The organism is Pseudonocardia parietis, assembly GCF_017876315.1.
In the GTDB taxonomy this organism is placed as follows: domain Bacteria; phylum Actinomycetota; class Actinomycetes; order Mycobacteriales; family Pseudonocardiaceae; genus Pseudonocardia; species Pseudonocardia parietis.
This window is the reverse complement of sequence record NZ_JAGINU010000001.1, coordinates 604,111-619,379: the sequence shown is the minus strand read 5'-3', so window position 1 is coordinate 619,379 and position 15,269 is coordinate 604,111. Positions and strand designations below refer to the sequence as shown.

Genomic DNA, 15,269 nt, shown 5'->3' with positions numbered 1-15,269 from the left:
GAAGCTCGCGTCTGGTGGTTGTCAGCAGGTCCGCAGGCAATGACCAGAAGGACACGGCGATGAACACAGAGCAGCAGGTCGGCACGGCAACCGGGCATCGCGTCCTGGTTCTGGGCGCGGGGTTCGCGGGCATGGCCGCCGCGATCCAGCTCGCGGCCCGGGTCGAGGACCGCGAGGACGTGCGGGTGACCCTGGTCAACCCGCAGGAGCGATTCACCGAGCGGCTGCGGCTGCACATGACCGCCACCGGGCAGCCCACCGCCGAGATGAGCATCCCGGAGCTGCTGGAGGGCACCGGCGCACAGTTCGTGCGCGGGTGGGTGACGGCGGTGGACGCGGACGCGAGGACCGTGCGGATCGACGACGACCGGGTGCTGCGCTACGACACGCTGGTCTACGGGTTGGGCAGCGTGGCCGACACAGCGGCGGTGCCCGGTGTCGAGGAGTGCGCGTACACCCTGAACAGCCCCCGCGACGCCGAGCAGCTGGCCGACCGGCTGGCCCGGCTCGGCCGCGGGACGGTGGTGGTCGGTGGCAGCGGGCTGACCGGCGTCGAATCGGCCGCGGAGATCGCCGAGCGCCACCCGGGGCTCGACGTCGTGCTGCTGGGCCGGCAGGAGCCCGGCGCGGCCATGCACCCGAGGCCCGGGGCGTATCTGCGGGCCGCGCTCGAGCGCCTGGGGGTCCGGGTGCGCAGCGGGGTCGACGTGGTGAAGGTGCTGCCCGACGCGGTCGAGCTGGCCGGCGGGGAGAGCGTCGCCGCCGACGTCGTCCTGTGGACGAGTGGCACGCGGGTGTCGCCGCTGGCGGCCGTCGCCGGTCTGGACGTCGACGATCGCGGTCGCATCGTCACCGACACCGCGCTGCGGTCGGTGTCGCATCCCGACGTGTACGCCGTGGGCGACGCGGCCGCGATCCGTCAGGGCTACGGCGTCATGCACGGCACCTGCCAGGGCGGAATGCCGACCGGCGTGCACGCCGCGGTGTCGATCGTCCGCGCGTTGGAGGGCAAGCAGCCCAAGCCCTTCCGCTTCGGCTACTACCACACGCCGGTGAGCCTGGGCCGCAACGACGGGGTCGTGCAGTTCACCCATCCCGACGACAGCCCCCGACGGCTGTACCTGACCGGTCGAGCGGCGGCCAGGTACAAGGAGACGGTGACCGCCTCGCCCTGGCCGACCTACGGACGGATGAAGAAGATGCCCGCCTCGGGCGCGTTCTGGCCCCGCGGCGGCCGCTTCACCCGGGTCCGGGAGGCACGATGACCCGCCCGGACCCGGACCAGCAGGCCTTCACCACGCATCGCAACCTGATGTTCTCGGTGGCCTACCGGGTCCTCGGCAGTGCCGCCGATGCCGAGGACGCGGTCCAGGACGCCTGGATCAAGTGGTCGGCCGCCGACCGCTCGCAGGTGGCCGATCCCAAGGCGTATCTGGCGCGGATCGTGTCGAACCTGGCGATGGAACGGCTGCGCTCCACCCGGCACCAGCGCGAGACCTACGTCGGGCCGTGGCTCCCGGAGCCCATCCTCACCAGCGGCGACACCGGCGAGGACATCACGAACGCCGAGTCGGTGTCGATGGCGATGCTGGTGGTGCTGGAGACGCTGAGTCCACTCGAGCGCGCGGTGTTCGTGCTGAAGGAGGTCTTCGCCTTCAGCCACGCCGAGATCGGGGCGGCGGTGGAGCGCTCCGAGGCCGCGGTGCGCCAGGCCGCGCACCGCGCCCGCGAGCACGTGCAGGCCCGCCGGCCACGCTTCACCGCTGACCGGTCGCGGCAGCGCGAGGCGGCGGAGCAGTTCTTCGCCGCCGCGACCGGGGGCGATATCAACACCCTGATGGAGCTACTGGCCCCGGACGTCACCCTGTGGACCGACGGTGGCGGCAAGGTCCGGCAGGCGCTGCATCCGGTCGTGGGAGCCTCCACGGTGGCCTCCTGGTTCGCGGCCATCGGCACCGTCACGTACCAGGGTGTCGCGCCTGCCGACATGAACGCCGCACTCGTGGAGATCAACGGCGGCCCGGGCATGGTGTTCAGCGGGCCGGACCGCGTGATCGCCACGGTCACCCTCGTGTTCGACGACGAGGCCCGTATCGCCGCCGTTCACACCATCGCCAACCCGGACAAACTCCGGGCCATCACCGACGGCACCGTTCACGACGTCCGCACGCGCTGACCTGGATCGAGCATCGCCTCCGGGTCGAGCATCGCCTCTGGATCGAGCATCGCCGAGGCGACCGCACCGGCGGAGGCATCGGGGATCGCGGTCGCGGCGCGTTCGAGGACGAGCAGCCGCGCGCCGGGGATCTCGCGTGCGAGCGCCTCGCCGTTGCCGACCGGGAAGAACGGGTCCCGGCGACCGTGCACCACGAGCGTCGGTATCGCGAGCTCGGGCAGGCGCTCGCGCCAGCGCGGCGTGCAGTCGAGCTGGGCGAACACCGTCCCCAGTTGGTTGGCCATCCGGACCGCGGGCTCCGTGCCCGGTGTGCGGTCCCAGATGCGCTCGGCGACCGCGCGCGCTGCGACGGAGTCGTCGCCGAAGATCTCCGCGCCGGTGGCGGCGAACTCCGCCACGGCCGCGCGGTCGGACCAGTCGGGGATCGGGAGCGTGAACAGTCGCTCCATCGTCGCCGCGTCATGATCGGGCAGGTCGGGGTCGACCCGGCCCGGCGCGACGGGCCGCGTCCCGACGAGGGTGAGCGCCGAGAACGCGTCCGGGTGGTCGAGCGCGGCGACCTGGGCGACCATCCCGCCGACGCCTGTGCCCGCCAGGTGCGCCGGCCGGTCGTCGAGCCCGCGGGCGAGCGCCGCGGCGTCGGCTGCGAGATCGCGCAGCGTGTACGCCGGTGCACCGGGATCGAGGGTCGTCGACGCACCCGAGTCGCGCAGGTCGTAGCGGACCACATGACGTCCGCCGCGCGCGAGCGTCTCGCAGAGCGCTTCGGACCAGGAGAGCATGGTCGTGCCGCCCACGAGCAGCACGAGCGGCGCCGCCGCGTCGCCGAAGTGCTCGACCCCGAGCGAGACTCCGTTGGCCTCGACCGTCGTCATGGGCCGGCCGTCGTGTCGTTGCGTGTCATCGCTGCTCCTTCGGTCGGTGATTGCGGGCGTCGGAGAGTCAGACCTCCGGGGTGGGGCGAACTCATCTGTGCTCGGTCTCGCCCGGCGAACGCGACACCGATGACTCCGGCCCGCCGTCGCGGTCGACCTTGTGTTGCGTGACGCACGAGAAGCGGATTCCGACGGAGCTGGTCGAGACGGAGCGGATCGAGCGGCGGGTACTGGACGGCGGGTGGGCAGTGGGGTCTGTCCCACGTCCCGACGAATGGGGCCGGAGATGGCGGTGATCGGGGATGTTCGGCTGCTGGGCACCGAGCTGGAGCGCTCGTACGAGGCATACGTCCGCAGCGGGTTGAGGTTCCGCGTCAAGCAGATCGTGTACGTGGCGTTCTCCCTCGACGAGGACGTGATGGGCTTCGCGTTCCCCAGGGAGGAGCGGGCGGCACTCGTCGGGAGCGAGCCGCACAAGTTCCAGCTGCCGTCGGCTGCGGAGATGCGTTTCAACTGGGTCCGTGCCGACCTCGCGGCGTTGGACCCGGCCGAGGCCCGCGAGCTCGTCGTCGACGCCTGGCGCATGGTCGTGCCCCGGAAGCTGGCCCGCGCCTACGACCTCACCCATCCGGACGGCCCGGGCTGAAGCCCGGACTCCGGAGGCGAACCGGGCCGGTCGCCTACCCGGCCGACCGACGGGGTGGACCTAGTAGACCGTCGCATCTAATTGTTGGGGTAGAGGTGGCGGAGCTTGATGCGGGCGTCGGTGGTGGTGAATTGCCAGTTGACCTGACGGTGGTCGGTGTTGGTGGCGTCTTGCCAGGCGGCGAGTTCGGTGTTGAGGGTGTCGATGTCGGTGATGCGCCGGTCGAGGCACTGGCGGGTGAGAGCTGAAAGTTCGATCTCGGCGATGTTGAGCCAGGAGCCGTGGCGGGGCGTGTGGTGGATCTCCAGTCGTTGTGCCAAGGCAAAGGCCGTGGAGGGTTCGAACGCTTCGTAGAGAGAGCCGACTCCGTGGGTGTTGAGGTTGTCCATGACCAGCACGACGGTGTCGGCGTCGGGGTAGTCGTGGGTGAGCAGGTGCTGCACCTGACGGGCCCAGTCGATCTTGGTTCGGCGTGGTTGAGCGTCGACGCGGCGCCAGCCGCGTAGGGGTTCGGCCCAGACGAAGATCGAGCAGGTGCCGTTGCGGACGTACTCGCTGTCCTCTTTGCGGTCGTGACCGGGCTCGGCGGGGATCGGCTCGCGGACCTGCCCTAGCAGCTGGTAGGGCTTCTCGTCCATGCACACCACCGGTCGGCGGGGGTCATAGGGGCGGGCGTAGACAGCCAGGACGTCTTCCATCCGAGCGGCGAACTCGGCGCTGGCGTGCGGTGGGATCGTCCAGCACTTCTTCAGATGAGGACGCAGTTTCGTTTTTTTAACACTCGGCCGATGGTGGAGTGATCCAGATCGGGCAGGTCGGCGACCAGGGCGACCTGACGCTCGAGCAAGCGCAGCGACCAGCGTGTATAGCCCTGCGGTGGGCTCGAGCAGGCCAGTGCGATCAACCGGGCCTCGACCTCGCCGGTCACGATCGGCGCTACCGGCGGTGTCTCACGCGGCTTGCGGCCGATCGTGGCCAGCACGTCGCCGTCGGTCTCGTCGAACCGTTTCGCGATCGACCGGACCGTGTTTTGGGAGACCCCGACCCGATCCGCGACCATCGACCGAGCGTCCACCGGGCCGACGTTCTCGTCCAGCTCCAGCAGTACCCGAGCACGGATGATCATCCGCGCCGGATGCGTGCCGGTCACGGTCAGCTTGGACAGGAACTCGCGATCAGCAGCCGACAGGCCGATCGTGAACACCTTCGGACGAGCCATCGTCTGGGCATCCTCTCAACACGAGCAACATGATGAGAGGCTCATACACCAGATAGCGATAGTTTTAGCGGCGACACGCTACTAGTGTGTTGGCCGTGGATGCAATGTTCGCGGCGGAGCCGGCACTGTCATGACGTCCACCTCACGCCCGTCGCGCGGCCCGCGCCAACGCCTCGGTGAAGACCAACGGCGCAGGCAGATCATGACGGCGGCGATCCAGGAGGTCGTCGACCGCGGCTACGAGGGCGCGTCGCTGACCCGGATAGCCGCGCGCGCCGATGTCGCCAAGGGGTTGGTCTGGCGCTACTTCACCGGCAAGGACGACCTGATGGCGTCCACGGCGAAGGCGACGATGGAGACCATGCGGCGCGGCATCGTCGACACCCTCGACATGGATCAGCCCGTACCGGACATCATCCGCGCCGCCCTGCGCCGGGCCGCCGCGCAGATCCTGACCCATCGGGACGAACTCACCGCGCTGAACCGCATCGTGCACAACCTTCACCGGCCGGACGGTGCCGATCGGCCGGTCGTCGACTTCTACGAGGAGACCTACCTCGGGCAGGAGGGACTGTTCCGCCGTGGCCAGGCCGAGGGCAGCCTGCGTGACTTCGACGCCCGGGTCATGGCGGTCACCTACCAGGGCTCGATCGACGTCATGCTCGCGTACCTCGAGGACCATCCCGAGGTCGATCCCCGCGGCTATGCATCCGAGCTCGCGGAGATCCTGCTCAGCGGCATGCAAGCCGGGGGCTGACGCCGCACCGGACCGGAGGTCACCGATCGGCGGGCCCGCCACTCTCGACTAATGACCATCTGGTCACTACTATTGACCGCATGGTCACCAGTCTGCGACCCCAGGACCCCGGTGGGCGACGATGAACCCGTCCTGCGCCCCGGCAGTGAGCCCGGCAACGACCGCCGGCCCGCCCAGCCCGCAACGCGAGATCGTCGTGAGCCTGCTGATCAACGCGGTGGCACCGATCGTGGTGTTCTACGGGCTGCGGACGGCCGGCGTCGACCAGTGGACGGCCCTGTTGCTGGGCCTGGTCGCACCGGCGGCCAAAGCGGTCCACTCGGTGATCACGAAGCGGCGGATCGACATGCTCGCCGGCCTCGTCGTGACCGCCCTGCTTCTCAGCGTCGGGTTGTCGTTCCTGTCCGGCAGTCCGAGGACACTGCTGGCGCGCGACGGCTGGATCACCGCGGTGGTGGGCATCTGGATCCTGCTGACGCTCCCACGGACGCCGTACCACCTGTACGCCCTGCGAACCTTCACCGGCAGCACGTTGCACGAGCAGATCAACACCGCGTGGCATGACACACCGGCCTTTCGGCGGGTCGTACAGGTGGCCACGACGATCTGGGGCGGCGCGTTGCTGCTGGACGCCGTGAGCACGGTGGTGCTGGCCTACACGATGCCGATCGACAGCGTCCCGCTGATCGGTGCGCTCAAGCTCGTGGCGCTGATCGTCCTCGCCGAGGTGATCAGCCAGGTGTACTTCAGGCGCAGCGGCGTACCGCACCTGCGGGACGAACCTGTCGACGACCGCCCCGCCGAGGACGACCGGTGAGCCGGCGCAGGTACGTCGTGACCGGATCGGCGTCGGGAATCGGCGCCGCCACCGCATCGATCCTTCGTGAGCACGGCGCCACGGTCATCGGCTGCGACCTGAGCGACGCCGACGTCATCGCCGATCTGTCGACCCCTGCCGGCCGCCGGTCGCTGGTCGCTCAGGTGGCGACGTGGGGCCACATCGATGCGGTGCTGGCGATAGCAGGCGGTGGCCGGACCGGGCTTCTCGAGACGAACTACTTCGGCGCGGTCGCAACGCTCGAAGGGCTGCGCCCCCTGCTGGCCCGCAGCGAAGCTCCACGGGCCGTCGCCGTGTCCTCGACATCGTCGTTGGCACCCGCGGACGAACGGGTCCTGCAGGCCTGCGCGGACGGCGACGAAGCCGCCGCGACCGCCCTGGTGGCCGCCGAACCCTCGCTGCGCGACTCCGCCTACGGCATCGCCAAACGCGCGCTGAACGGGTGGGTACGACGGACGGCCCCGACGCCCGGCTGGGCCGGCGCCGGCATCCCGCTCAACGCGGTCGCCCCCGGCGTCGTGGACACCCCCGCTGCCGCCTGGCTCCTCACCGACGACGAGGTGCGGGCCGGTGTCGAGGCGGCCGCACCGCAGCCCCTCGGCGGCTTCCCGGGGCGACCGGAGTGGGTCGGTCACCTCATCAGCTGGCTGGCGGGCCCGGAGAACCGCTTCGTCACCGGTCAAGTGATCTTCGCCGACGGCGGCGCCGAAGCGGCGCTGCTCGGCGACCGTCAGTGGCGGGGGTGACTCCCGCCCGCCACCGCCCGTCAGCTTCGCTTGTAGGTTCCGCGCGATCTTGAGCACTCGAGCTGGGCGAACGTCCGGTGTCCGCGACACCTTGACAGCTCCGTGTCCGGACCTGCATTGGCAGTCGGCTGGAGCCTTGTCCGCGACGCCTCTCGCGACCCTGGCCTACATAATCGAGCCCTGGCACTCCAGGGGTCAGCCTGAGACTCCATGTCAACGGCTGGGCTCCGGGTCCGGGTCACTGTGCTCAGGTCTGCCCCGCCGTCGGTTCGGCTGTGGTGATCGGGTGCTGCAGGGTCGGGCAGGGAACTGGTCGTAGATGGTCATGGCTGCCCCCAGCAGCGGCAGCGCGAGTAGCGCCGCGACCGCCCAGATCAGGTCGGGGGAGTGCCCGGTCCAGTCGGCGAGCGGCCCGGCGCCACGGATGACCCACCATGGCGCGACTGCGGCTACCACGGCGACTACGGTCCAGAACGTCAGACGCAGGGCCCGCTTCATGCCGGTCCCTCGGTCGGCATGTCGCGCTCCGTCTCGCTGCGGAGAGTCCTCGAGGCCAACCCCGTAGGTCATGTCGATTCTCGTCGCTCCTGTCATCGCGCGGGCCGCTGACCTGGGACTTGTCACGTCGTGTCATCCGGGCGGCGCCGATTCTCATCCACTTGTCTGCTCGAGCTTGATCTCTGGCGTCGAATAGCCCGCTGCGCAGCTCCCAACTCAGACTTGCGAACTTGGGCAAGTGCAAACATCATTAACTCTGAAGCCTGAGTGTAGCCGGTTTGCTGGATGAGGACGCGCGGATCCGCTACCCGGAGGCGGGGAGGTGGGCGCAATGTGGAGTCTCGCTGCCTCGCGCGGGGAGGCGTTCCTCACTGTGCTCGGCGACAGCTCGGCGAGATGGACGTGCGCGAGCGGGTGCGCTGAGCCGACAGCGCCAGGGGTCCGCAGACGGGGAGCTGTGTCGGATCGTGGCCGGGTACCTCGGCGTGCCCGAGATCTACTTGAGCCGGGCAGTCGAGGCCGCGGAGATCGACGACGAACTCTCGCTACTGCGACTGCGGCGCCGGGTCCGCGACTACGGGGTCGAGCCGAACGGGGCATTCCTGTGTCGTCGGGAGCGGGCGCGGCGGTCGAGTGCTGCCCCGGCACGGACTCGCCAAGCGCTGCGCGACGACGACCGCCGGATCTTGACGATGCTCCTCGCGGTGACGCAGGAGCGCACCGACGACGAGGGTGTCCTGCAGCCGGGCCTGTCGATGAACCCGGCTGCGAGGATCACCGCGAGAGCGCCCCGGCCAGAGGAGAAGCGGGGGGACAGTCTCGCGACGTCTGCTCGCGCGCGATTGTCGGACTCGACAGGTCTTGATGTTGCCTGGCCGGGCCCGATCGGTCGAGGAGGGGAGCGGAACGATGCGTGACGAGCTGCGTATGCAGATCGACGGGGTGCAGGGTGAGCTGCGAGCGGCGTTGCAGTCGCAGCGGTGGGATGAGGTCCGGCTCCGGCATGCCCGGCTTCTCGACCTGGTGGATATGGCGTCGCGGCACGGTATCGATGTCAGCGGCTGGGTGGACCAGCCGCTGCTGCACGATGCCGGCGAGGACCGTTGACCCGCGGCGGCGCGAGGGGGTCCATCTGGTACCCCGTCGTGTCCACGGTTGTCAGAACCCGGTAATCAGCATGTCGTCGACCTCGTAGCGGATCGCGTTGTGCACGGCGAGCACGCCTCTGATGCGAAGAACGGCACACTCGATCTGCGCGGCCGTGCTGTGCAGACCCAGGCAGCCATGCAGCCGGACCTCGCCGTCGCGCACCGAGACCTCGATTCCGTACTCGGACGGGGCGGCCGAGGCCACGACGTGCTCGATCTCGGCATGGATCTCCGGGTCGCGACGCAGGAGTGGGCGCAGCGCGTCCCGGGCGGTGAGCACGCCGATCAGGCAATCCGACGAGTTGACCACGAACAGTGCGCCGATTCCCGCAGTGATCAGTCTCTGGGTCGCGACACCGACCGGTGCGCTGTCGAGCACGGTCGGCGCCGGCGCCCGCATCAACTCGGATGCGACCACCGCCTCCGAGTCGCGCCGAGAGACCCGAGCCTGGAAGCCCGCGCGACGCAACAAACCGTTGGGCCTGCCCGAGCGGCGGTGGATCGTGCTCAGTGTGTCGACGTCGCTGATCACGCCGACCGGTCGGCCGAGGTGATCGATCACAGGTAGTGCACGGACGTCGTGGGCGACCAGCATGCCCACGACGTGTTTGGCGGGCGTGTCCAGTCCCACGCTGGCCAGTGCGCGAGTCATCAGCGCCGACACCGGAAGCTCAGGCATGACTCCGCCTCCCGACACGATCCTCGACGAGGAATTGCGAATGTGCGAAGGTTAGCAACTGCGCGGGCCGGCCACACTCCTCGAACGCGGACTTTCACCGCGGGCCGCCCGGATGCCTGAATCCCATCCTGAGCCCGGGAGTTCAGGGAGGTGACAAACCTCAACCAGCGGCAACAAGACTTGCATGCTTCGTTAACTGCGAACAACATGAAGTGGGCGAGTGCTGTCACCGAGCGGAGGTCGAGAAGGTGGATGCCGGGGCCACTGCTGTGCGACGAGCCGGGCCGCGCCTTGCCGTCCACCCGGTGTCGGTCGCGTGGGCCGTCCACGTGGCCGGTACCGCCGTCTCGGCGTTGGACGCTGAGTCATCCCCGACCGGCGGAGGTAGGTAGGGATGACGATCTGGCGAGCGCACGACCTGCCGGGGCAGTGGCCGGGCCGGGAAGGGTTGGGCTGGACCACGGCCGTCGTGATGGACGTCGGCGCCGATGCCTCGGCCACCGAGGACGAGGACACGATCACGCGGCTGAACGAGATGGCCGTGGTGATCGGCGGGTTGTCCGGGGTGCAGACAGTCCCGCTGCTGGTGAGCTGCCCGGACTCCTACGAGCTCATGCAGATGCTGCATGGCTTGCCGGTGCAGGTCGGCGCGGTGTACCTGGCCGGCAACAATCCGGAACGGCTCCGCGAGGCGCAGGCACTACTCGCGGACGTCAGCGCCCGCCCAGTGATCACCGAGGCCGACGCGGAGGCGATCTCACTGGTGGGAGCCGTCCTGACCTACCTGGGCGGGCGGGACCTGCTCCCGGCCGACAGCCGGGTGGTCGTGGCCGGCAAGGCACGGCTCCCGACGCTGTGCCCGCTGTTGCTGACCGCCGGCTTGTTCCAGCACACCCGATGGGCCCCCGCCGACGCCCCGGCGGCCCCACTGAGCCGGGCGACCCGCGACGCCGACGTGGTGATCGACCTGACCGGCGGCAGCGAACAGATGACGCGCTTGCAGTGGGACCGGCCGTGTGACTCGGTGATCGCATCCCCACCGAACGCCGGCCTGCTGCCGGTCCCAGGGCTGATGCGGGCGATCGCGGCGGCGGTCGGGCCGCTGGTCGACATCGAGACCTATCACGCATGCGCGGCGGGCCTGATGCGGGCCGCGCCCCCGCGGAGCCTGTCTCCCCGTGTGACCTCGCCGGATCTGGTCGGTGAGGTGGAGGCTGCGGCAGCTCGGGTGCTCGCTCCCGCCGCGTCCTCACCGCTGCGACGGGACCGCCGACCGAATTGGGCGTCCTTACTGGGGGGGTCCCGCACGGATCCTCCGAGGCCCTCATGACGTCGCTGCAGCAGGTCATCCGTGGCCGGCCGGTACCTGGCCGACCCGGCGAGATCGACACCTCGAGTGCGAGCTCAGAGGAGAACAGTCCACACCCGGCGACAACGTCGGCAACGGTGACAAAGGAGTGCCCAGCATGACCACCTCGAGCCCCTCGATCCCCGGCCTGGATCAGGCACCGACCACGCACGCGCGCCTGCTCGACTGGGTCCGCGAGGTCGCGACGCTGACCGCACCGGACCGGGTGGTGTGGTGCGATGGCACCCCGCAGGAGTGGACACGGCTCACCGACGAGCTGGTCGCGGCCGGCACCATCACGCGGTTGGAGCAGAAACCCAACTCCTTCTGGTGCGCCTCGGACCCGGCCGATGTCGCCCGGGTCGAGGACCGCACGTTCATCTGCTCGGCCCGTGAGCAGGACGCCGGCCCGACCAACAACTGGGTCGATCCGGACCAGATGAAGCAGACCATGGCCGAGCTCTACCGCGGCAGCATGCGCGGCCGCACCATGTACGTCGTCCCGTTCTGCATGGGCCCGGTGACCGCGCAGCACCCCAAGCTCGGCGTGGAGATCACCGACTCGGCCTACGTGGTGGTGTCGATGCACATCATGACCCGGGCCGGAACCGCCGCCCTGGAACGCCTCGGCAACGACGCCGAGTTCGTGCCTGCGCTGCACTCGGTCGGCGCCCCGCTCGAGCCCGGTCAGGACGACGTCGTGTGGCCGTGCAGCGAGGTCAAATACATCAGCCACTTCCCGGAGACCCGCGAGATCTGGAGTTACGGATCCGGGTACGGGGGCAATGCCCTGCTGGGCAAGAAGTGCTACTCGCTGCGGATCGCCTCGGTGATGGCGCGTGACGAGGGCTGGCTCGCCGAGCACATGCTCATCCTCAAGCTCACCTCCCCCGAGGGGAAGGTCCACTACATCACCGGGGCGTTCCCGAGTTCGTGCGGGAAGACGAACCTGGCGATGCTGCAGCCGACCATCCCGGGCTGGAAGGTCGAGACCCTCGGCGACGACATCGCCTGGATGCGGTTCGGCGCCGACGGCCGGCTGTATGCGGTGAACCCCGAGTTCGGGTTCTTCGGGGTGGCGCCCGGGACCGGGTGGAAGACCAACCCGAACGCGATGCGCACCCTGGAGCAGGGCAACTCCATCTTCACCAACGTCGCGCTCACCGACGACACCGACGTGTGGTGGGAGGGCTACTCCGAGGCGGCGCCGGAGCACCTGACCAGCTGGCGCGGCCAGGACTGGACCCCCGACAGCGATACCCCCGCCGCACACCCCAACTCCCGCTACTGCACGCCGATCTCGCAGTGCCCGATCACCGCCCCGGAGTGGGACGACCCCGAGGGGGTGCCGATCTCCGCGATCTTCTTCGGCGGTCGTCGGGCCAGCACCGTGCCGCTGGTCAGCGAGTCCCGCAGCTGGCAGCACGGCACCTTCCTCGGTGCGACCCTGTCCTCGGAGACCACCGCGGCGGCGACCGGGCAGGTCGGCGTGGTGCGCCGCGACCCGATGGCGATGCTGCCGTTCATCGGCTATCACGCCGGGGACTACCTGCAGCACTGGCTCGACACCGGCAAGAACGCCGACGAGACCGCCCTTCCGAAGATCTTCTACGTGAACTGGTTCCGCAAGGACGATGCCGGCCGCATCGTGTGGCCCGGGTTCGGGGAGAACTCCCGGGTGCTGAAGTGGGCGATCGAGCGGATCGAGGGCACCGCGGCCGCGCGGGAGACCCCGATCGGCTACGTGCCCACCCCCGAGGCGCTCGATCTCGACGGCCTCGACATCTCCGCCGAGGACCTGCAGGCCGCCCTCGCGGTGGACCTGGACGAGTGGAAGACCGAGTTGCCGCTGATCGAGGAGTGGTTCGCCACGATCGGCGACAAGGTGCCCACCGCGCTGCGCGACGAGCTCGACAACCTGCGCCAGCGCCTCGGCTGACGGTCACGGGACCCGGGCCGGTGCCTTCCCCGGTTTCTCCGGCCCGGACCGCACCCCCATCGCTCGTGCACGCTGGGAGCAAACGACATGGCTGGCCGGCCCACTCGACCTGACCCGCTGCGCTGGCTCTGGTACGCGCTCGGGGGGGCCTTGTCGCAGCGCCACCGCGGCTGGGTCCTGCACGACGCCACGTGTCGGACCTGGCCGCTGCGCCACTTCGCCCGCGCGTGTGCGCAGTTGGCTCTGCTGACCGTGCCGCTGCTGCTCATCGTCCCGGGCCCGTTGTGGCTGCGCCTGGCGGCCGTGCTGCTCGGGTGGCTGGTCGCCCTGCAGTACACCCTGTTCAACATGCACAACTCGGTCGAGCACCGGGTGCTCAAGGCCGGGTTCGCGCCCGGCACCACCGAGGCCGCCCGCCACGCCGCGACCGCGGACCAACGCCGAGCCGCGGCGGCCCGCTACGCCCAGCGCTACCGTCGCTGAGCGGCCCGCCTCAGCCTGCGGAGCCGCCAGGCGCTACCCGTGGGGACGCCGGGCCGGTGCCCGGGTGGTCTGCGGTGCACCTCACGAGGAGCTCGTCCGCCGCTACGAAAGCCGGCGCCGGTCACGGGCCCGCGGTCAACGCCGCGGACCCGCCGTCGCTCACGATCTCGGTGTTCCCAGCTCAGCCGGTGTGCAGGGCCCGATCACCGCGTACTCCTCGGCCGGATCGAACCGGGCCTCGAGCTCCTTGCTGGTGCTCAACAGCCGCCACACCTCCGGCGCTCCGGCCGTGGCCGCCGCCGCGCTGGACCACATCGTGACCAGCTCGGGGCGCCGACCGTCCTGGGCCAGGCGCAGCTCCGCCGCGCAGAAGTCATTCAGTGTCGCCAGCTGCGGAAAGATGACCCACTCGACCCTGGCGGGCAGATCGGAGGGTGCGTCGGCGGATCGGGCGCGGAACACCCGCAACACGCCGCTACTGGGCAGCTCCGCGCATCGCAGCTCGGCGGCCACCTCGAACGTCTCGGTAGTCATGTCGCCACCGGCGGCCTCGGTGGCGGCCCCCCGGGCCTGGGTCAGGGAGGCCTGGGAGGCCAGCCCCGGCTCATCCCAGTAGGAGGCGGCCACGAGCACCCCGGCCTCGCGGTCGACGACGGTCATCAACCCCCGGTTCCCCCGCGCCGCTTCGACCGCCGGGCGGTCCACCCGTTCGAGGCTGTCCATCGCCTGGTGGACGCCCGGGGCTTGATCACAGTAGATCGAGGTGACTCGCACGTACATCTGCGCTCTCCTTCCCGCCGGATGCGGGGTCTGCACGGCAGAGCCTAACCCCAGATTGCCGAGTTGCGAAATTATGCAATTCAGCGGTAGCTTGGTTCGCTCCACGCGCGGAGCCGCCGCGTCGGGGCCGGCACCTGTCGCTGACAAGGGGGCATCGTCGGCGCTGCGGCGTCCGACTCGAGGGAAGGCACGGTAATCATGGCCACGGACCTACACCCGCGGGCCGCAGTGGCGGTGCACAAGCGGGGTGCTGCCCGGGGCTCGGGCCTGCTCTCCACGGGCGTGCGCGGTTGGCCCGCGGCCGGGCAGTACTGCGGCGCCCCGATACGGCCGGGGGTGGATCAGGCCGCTCGGCCACTGCCGGCACGGGTCGTCGGGTGAGCGGCGGATCACCGATGACCGGCGCTCGGGCAGCCCCACGGGTCGCGGTGGTCGGCGACAACACCGACGGCGCGCCACCGACCGCCGCCGTGGCGGCCGCGGCGGCGTCGCTGCGCCGCGCCGGGCTGGGCGCCGTCGCGGTCGCGGACCTGTCCGCCGTGGCCGGGACCGAGGCCGCAGGGGGCGGCGCCTGCAGGCGGTGTATCTGATGGGCGGCCCGGGTCGCTGCGGTGCCGGTGCGTGGGTGCCCGACGTGGGTGTGCCGGTGGTCGCCGACGCGCAGGCCCAGGCGGTTGCGCTGGTGGCCAGGTTGCTGCTCAGGCTCGAGCGAGCCCGGCTGCCGCGGCGCTCGAGCCGGGTTCTGGTGCTGGGTGACGGGGACAACCCGGTGGTGGGCGATCTGGTCGTGGACTCGGGGATCGGCGAGGTGGTGCGCTGGAACGCCGAGGACGCGACGGGGTACTCGTTGCCGGCGCTGGCACGCCGGGTCGACGTCGTCCTCGACGTGGGGGGCTCTGCCGAGCACCGGCGCGCGGCGATGGCGATGATTCTGCCACCGGCTCTGATCACGCTGCAGGACACGGGCTCGGTAGTGGCGGCGGCGGCGGATCTGCTGGGCGGGGCGCTGGCCGCCGATCCGCCCCGGGTCACCCGCGAGCTGTTGGCGCACAGCGCGCAGCGACTGGCGTCGCTGGCGCCTGCCGGATCGGCGCTGCCCGAGGTGCGCGGCGGGATCTGAGGCGGCCCCGCCGGCAG

18 protein-coding genes are annotated in these 15,269 nt (G+C 70.4%); 12 read left to right on the top strand and 6 right to left on the bottom strand.

The features are described from left to right. Positions 1–59: 59 nt before the first annotated feature. Positions 60–1,265 carry an NAD(P)/FAD-dependent oxidoreductase gene (locus JOF36_RS02990; RefSeq protein ID WP_210024899.1) on the top strand — a complete coding sequence of 402 codons (1,206 nt, stop codon included), beginning with the start codon at positions 60–62 and terminating at the stop codon, positions 1,263–1,265. Then, positions 1,262–2,176, top strand: a complete 915-nt coding sequence (locus JOF36_RS02985; RefSeq protein WP_210024898.1) for an RNA polymerase sigma-70 factor — start codon at positions 1,262–1,264, stop codon at positions 2,174–2,176. Before JOF36_RS02990 ends, JOF36_RS02985 begins: the two co-directional genes overlap by 4 nt. Here the strand turns inward: JOF36_RS02985 and JOF36_RS02980 are convergent. Beyond that, positions 2,155–3,051, bottom strand: coding sequence for an alpha/beta fold hydrolase (locus JOF36_RS02980; protein ID WP_210024897.1), 897 nt, complete (start codon positions 3,049–3,051; stop codon positions 2,155–2,157). The genes JOF36_RS02985 and JOF36_RS02980 overlap by 22 nt on opposite strands. A gap of 286 nt (positions 3,052–3,337) precedes the next feature. Here JOF36_RS02980 and JOF36_RS02975 point away from each other — a divergent pair, with 286 nt between their 5' ends. Next, a complete protein-coding gene (locus tag JOF36_RS02975) occupies positions 3,338–3,697 on the top strand; it encodes an MmcQ/YjbR family DNA-binding protein (RefSeq protein ID WP_210024896.1) in 360 nt (119 codons plus the stop codon). 77 nt (positions 3,698–3,774) lie between these two features. Here the strand turns inward: JOF36_RS02975 and JOF36_RS02970 are convergent, their stop codons facing one another. Together JOF36_RS02970 and JOF36_RS02965 are read right to left on the bottom strand one after the other, a co-directional pair. Beyond that, entirely contained in the window at positions 3,775–4,431 is a 657-nt protein-coding gene (locus JOF36_RS02970; protein WP_307862736.1) for an IS630 family transposase, read from the bottom strand. Between the two features lie 14 nt (positions 4,432–4,445). Then, on the bottom strand, positions 4,446–4,916 hold the full coding sequence (locus tag JOF36_RS02965) for a helix-turn-helix domain-containing protein (protein ID WP_210024894.1): 471 nt from the start codon (positions 4,914–4,916) through the stop codon (positions 4,446–4,448). Between the two features lie 130 nt (positions 4,917–5,046). Here JOF36_RS02965 and JOF36_RS02960 point away from each other — a divergent pair, with 130 nt between their 5' ends. The 3 genes from JOF36_RS02960 to JOF36_RS02950 all read left to right on the top strand — a co-directional run bounded on the left by JOF36_RS02960 (position 5,047) and on the right by JOF36_RS02950 (position 7,257). Further along, complete coding sequence (locus JOF36_RS02960; RefSeq protein ID WP_210024893.1) at positions 5,047–5,673, top strand: TetR/AcrR family transcriptional regulator; 627 nt, start codon at positions 5,047–5,049, stop codon at positions 5,671–5,673. Positions 5,674–5,794: 121 nt separating this feature from the next. Further along, positions 5,795–6,490, top strand: a complete 696-nt coding sequence (locus JOF36_RS02955; protein ID WP_210024892.1) for a VC0807 family protein — start codon at positions 5,795–5,797, stop codon at positions 6,488–6,490. Then, positions 6,487–7,257 carry an SDR family oxidoreductase gene (locus tag JOF36_RS02950; RefSeq protein ID WP_210024891.1) on the top strand — a complete coding sequence of 257 codons (771 nt, stop codon included), beginning with the start codon at positions 6,487–6,489 and terminating at the stop codon, positions 7,255–7,257. Before JOF36_RS02955 ends, JOF36_RS02950 begins: the two co-directional genes overlap by 4 nt. Before the next feature lie 213 nt (positions 7,258–7,470). Here JOF36_RS02950 and JOF36_RS02945 read toward each other — a convergent pair whose 3' ends face one another. Further along, positions 7,471–7,713, bottom strand: a complete 243-nt coding sequence (locus JOF36_RS02945) for a hypothetical protein (protein WP_210024890.1) — start codon at positions 7,711–7,713, stop codon at positions 7,471–7,473. Between the two features lie 951 nt (positions 7,714–8,664). Between JOF36_RS02945 and JOF36_RS02940 the strand changes: the two genes are divergently transcribed. Beyond that, a complete protein-coding gene (locus tag JOF36_RS02940; protein WP_210024889.1) occupies positions 8,665–8,862 on the top strand; it encodes a hypothetical protein in 198 nt (65 codons plus the stop codon). Positions 8,863–8,913: 51 nt separating this feature from the next. On the opposite strand, the gene JOF36_RS02935 is transcribed toward JOF36_RS02940, so the two are convergent. Next, positions 8,914–9,582 carry a CBS domain-containing protein gene (locus JOF36_RS02935; protein WP_210024888.1) on the bottom strand — a complete coding sequence of 223 codons (669 nt, stop codon included), beginning with the start codon at positions 9,580–9,582 and terminating at the stop codon, positions 8,914–8,916. A gap of 394 nt (positions 9,583–9,976) precedes the next feature. Between JOF36_RS02935 and JOF36_RS02930 the strand changes: the two genes are divergently transcribed. The 3 genes from JOF36_RS02930 to JOF36_RS02920 all read left to right on the top strand — a co-directional run bounded on the left by JOF36_RS02930 (position 9,977) and on the right by JOF36_RS02920 (position 13,352). Then, entirely contained in the window at positions 9,977–10,912 is a 936-nt protein-coding gene (locus JOF36_RS02930; protein WP_210024887.1) for a hypothetical protein, read from the top strand. A 136-nt stretch (positions 10,913–11,048) separates the two neighbouring features. Then, positions 11,049–12,869, top strand: a complete 1,821-nt coding sequence (locus tag JOF36_RS02925) for a phosphoenolpyruvate carboxykinase (GTP) (protein ID WP_210024886.1) — start codon at positions 11,049–11,051, stop codon at positions 12,867–12,869. A gap of 87 nt (positions 12,870–12,956) precedes the next feature. After that, positions 12,957–13,352 (top strand): DUF5313 family protein, encoded by a 396-nt coding sequence (locus JOF36_RS02920; RefSeq protein ID WP_210024885.1) that lies wholly within the window; start codon positions 12,957–12,959, stop codon positions 13,350–13,352. A gap of 159 nt (positions 13,353–13,511) precedes the next feature. On the opposite strand, the gene JOF36_RS02915 is transcribed toward JOF36_RS02920, so the two are convergent. Beyond that, on the bottom strand, positions 13,512–14,132 hold the full coding sequence (locus JOF36_RS02915) for a hypothetical protein (protein ID WP_210024884.1): 621 nt from the start codon (positions 14,130–14,132) through the stop codon (positions 13,512–13,514). A 395-nt stretch (positions 14,133–14,527) separates the two neighbouring features. Here JOF36_RS02915 and JOF36_RS02910 point away from each other — a divergent pair, with 395 nt between their 5' ends. Both JOF36_RS02910 and JOF36_RS02905 read left to right on the top strand, forming a co-directional pair. After that, positions 14,528–14,722 carry a hypothetical protein gene (locus tag JOF36_RS02910; RefSeq protein ID WP_210024883.1) on the top strand — a complete coding sequence of 65 codons (195 nt, stop codon included), beginning with the start codon at positions 14,528–14,530 and terminating at the stop codon, positions 14,720–14,722. 35 nt (positions 14,723–14,757) lie between these two features. Beyond that, entirely contained in the window at positions 14,758–15,252 is a 495-nt protein-coding gene (locus JOF36_RS02905) for a hypothetical protein (protein WP_210024882.1), read from the top strand. Positions 15,253–15,269 lie beyond the last annotated feature (17 nt).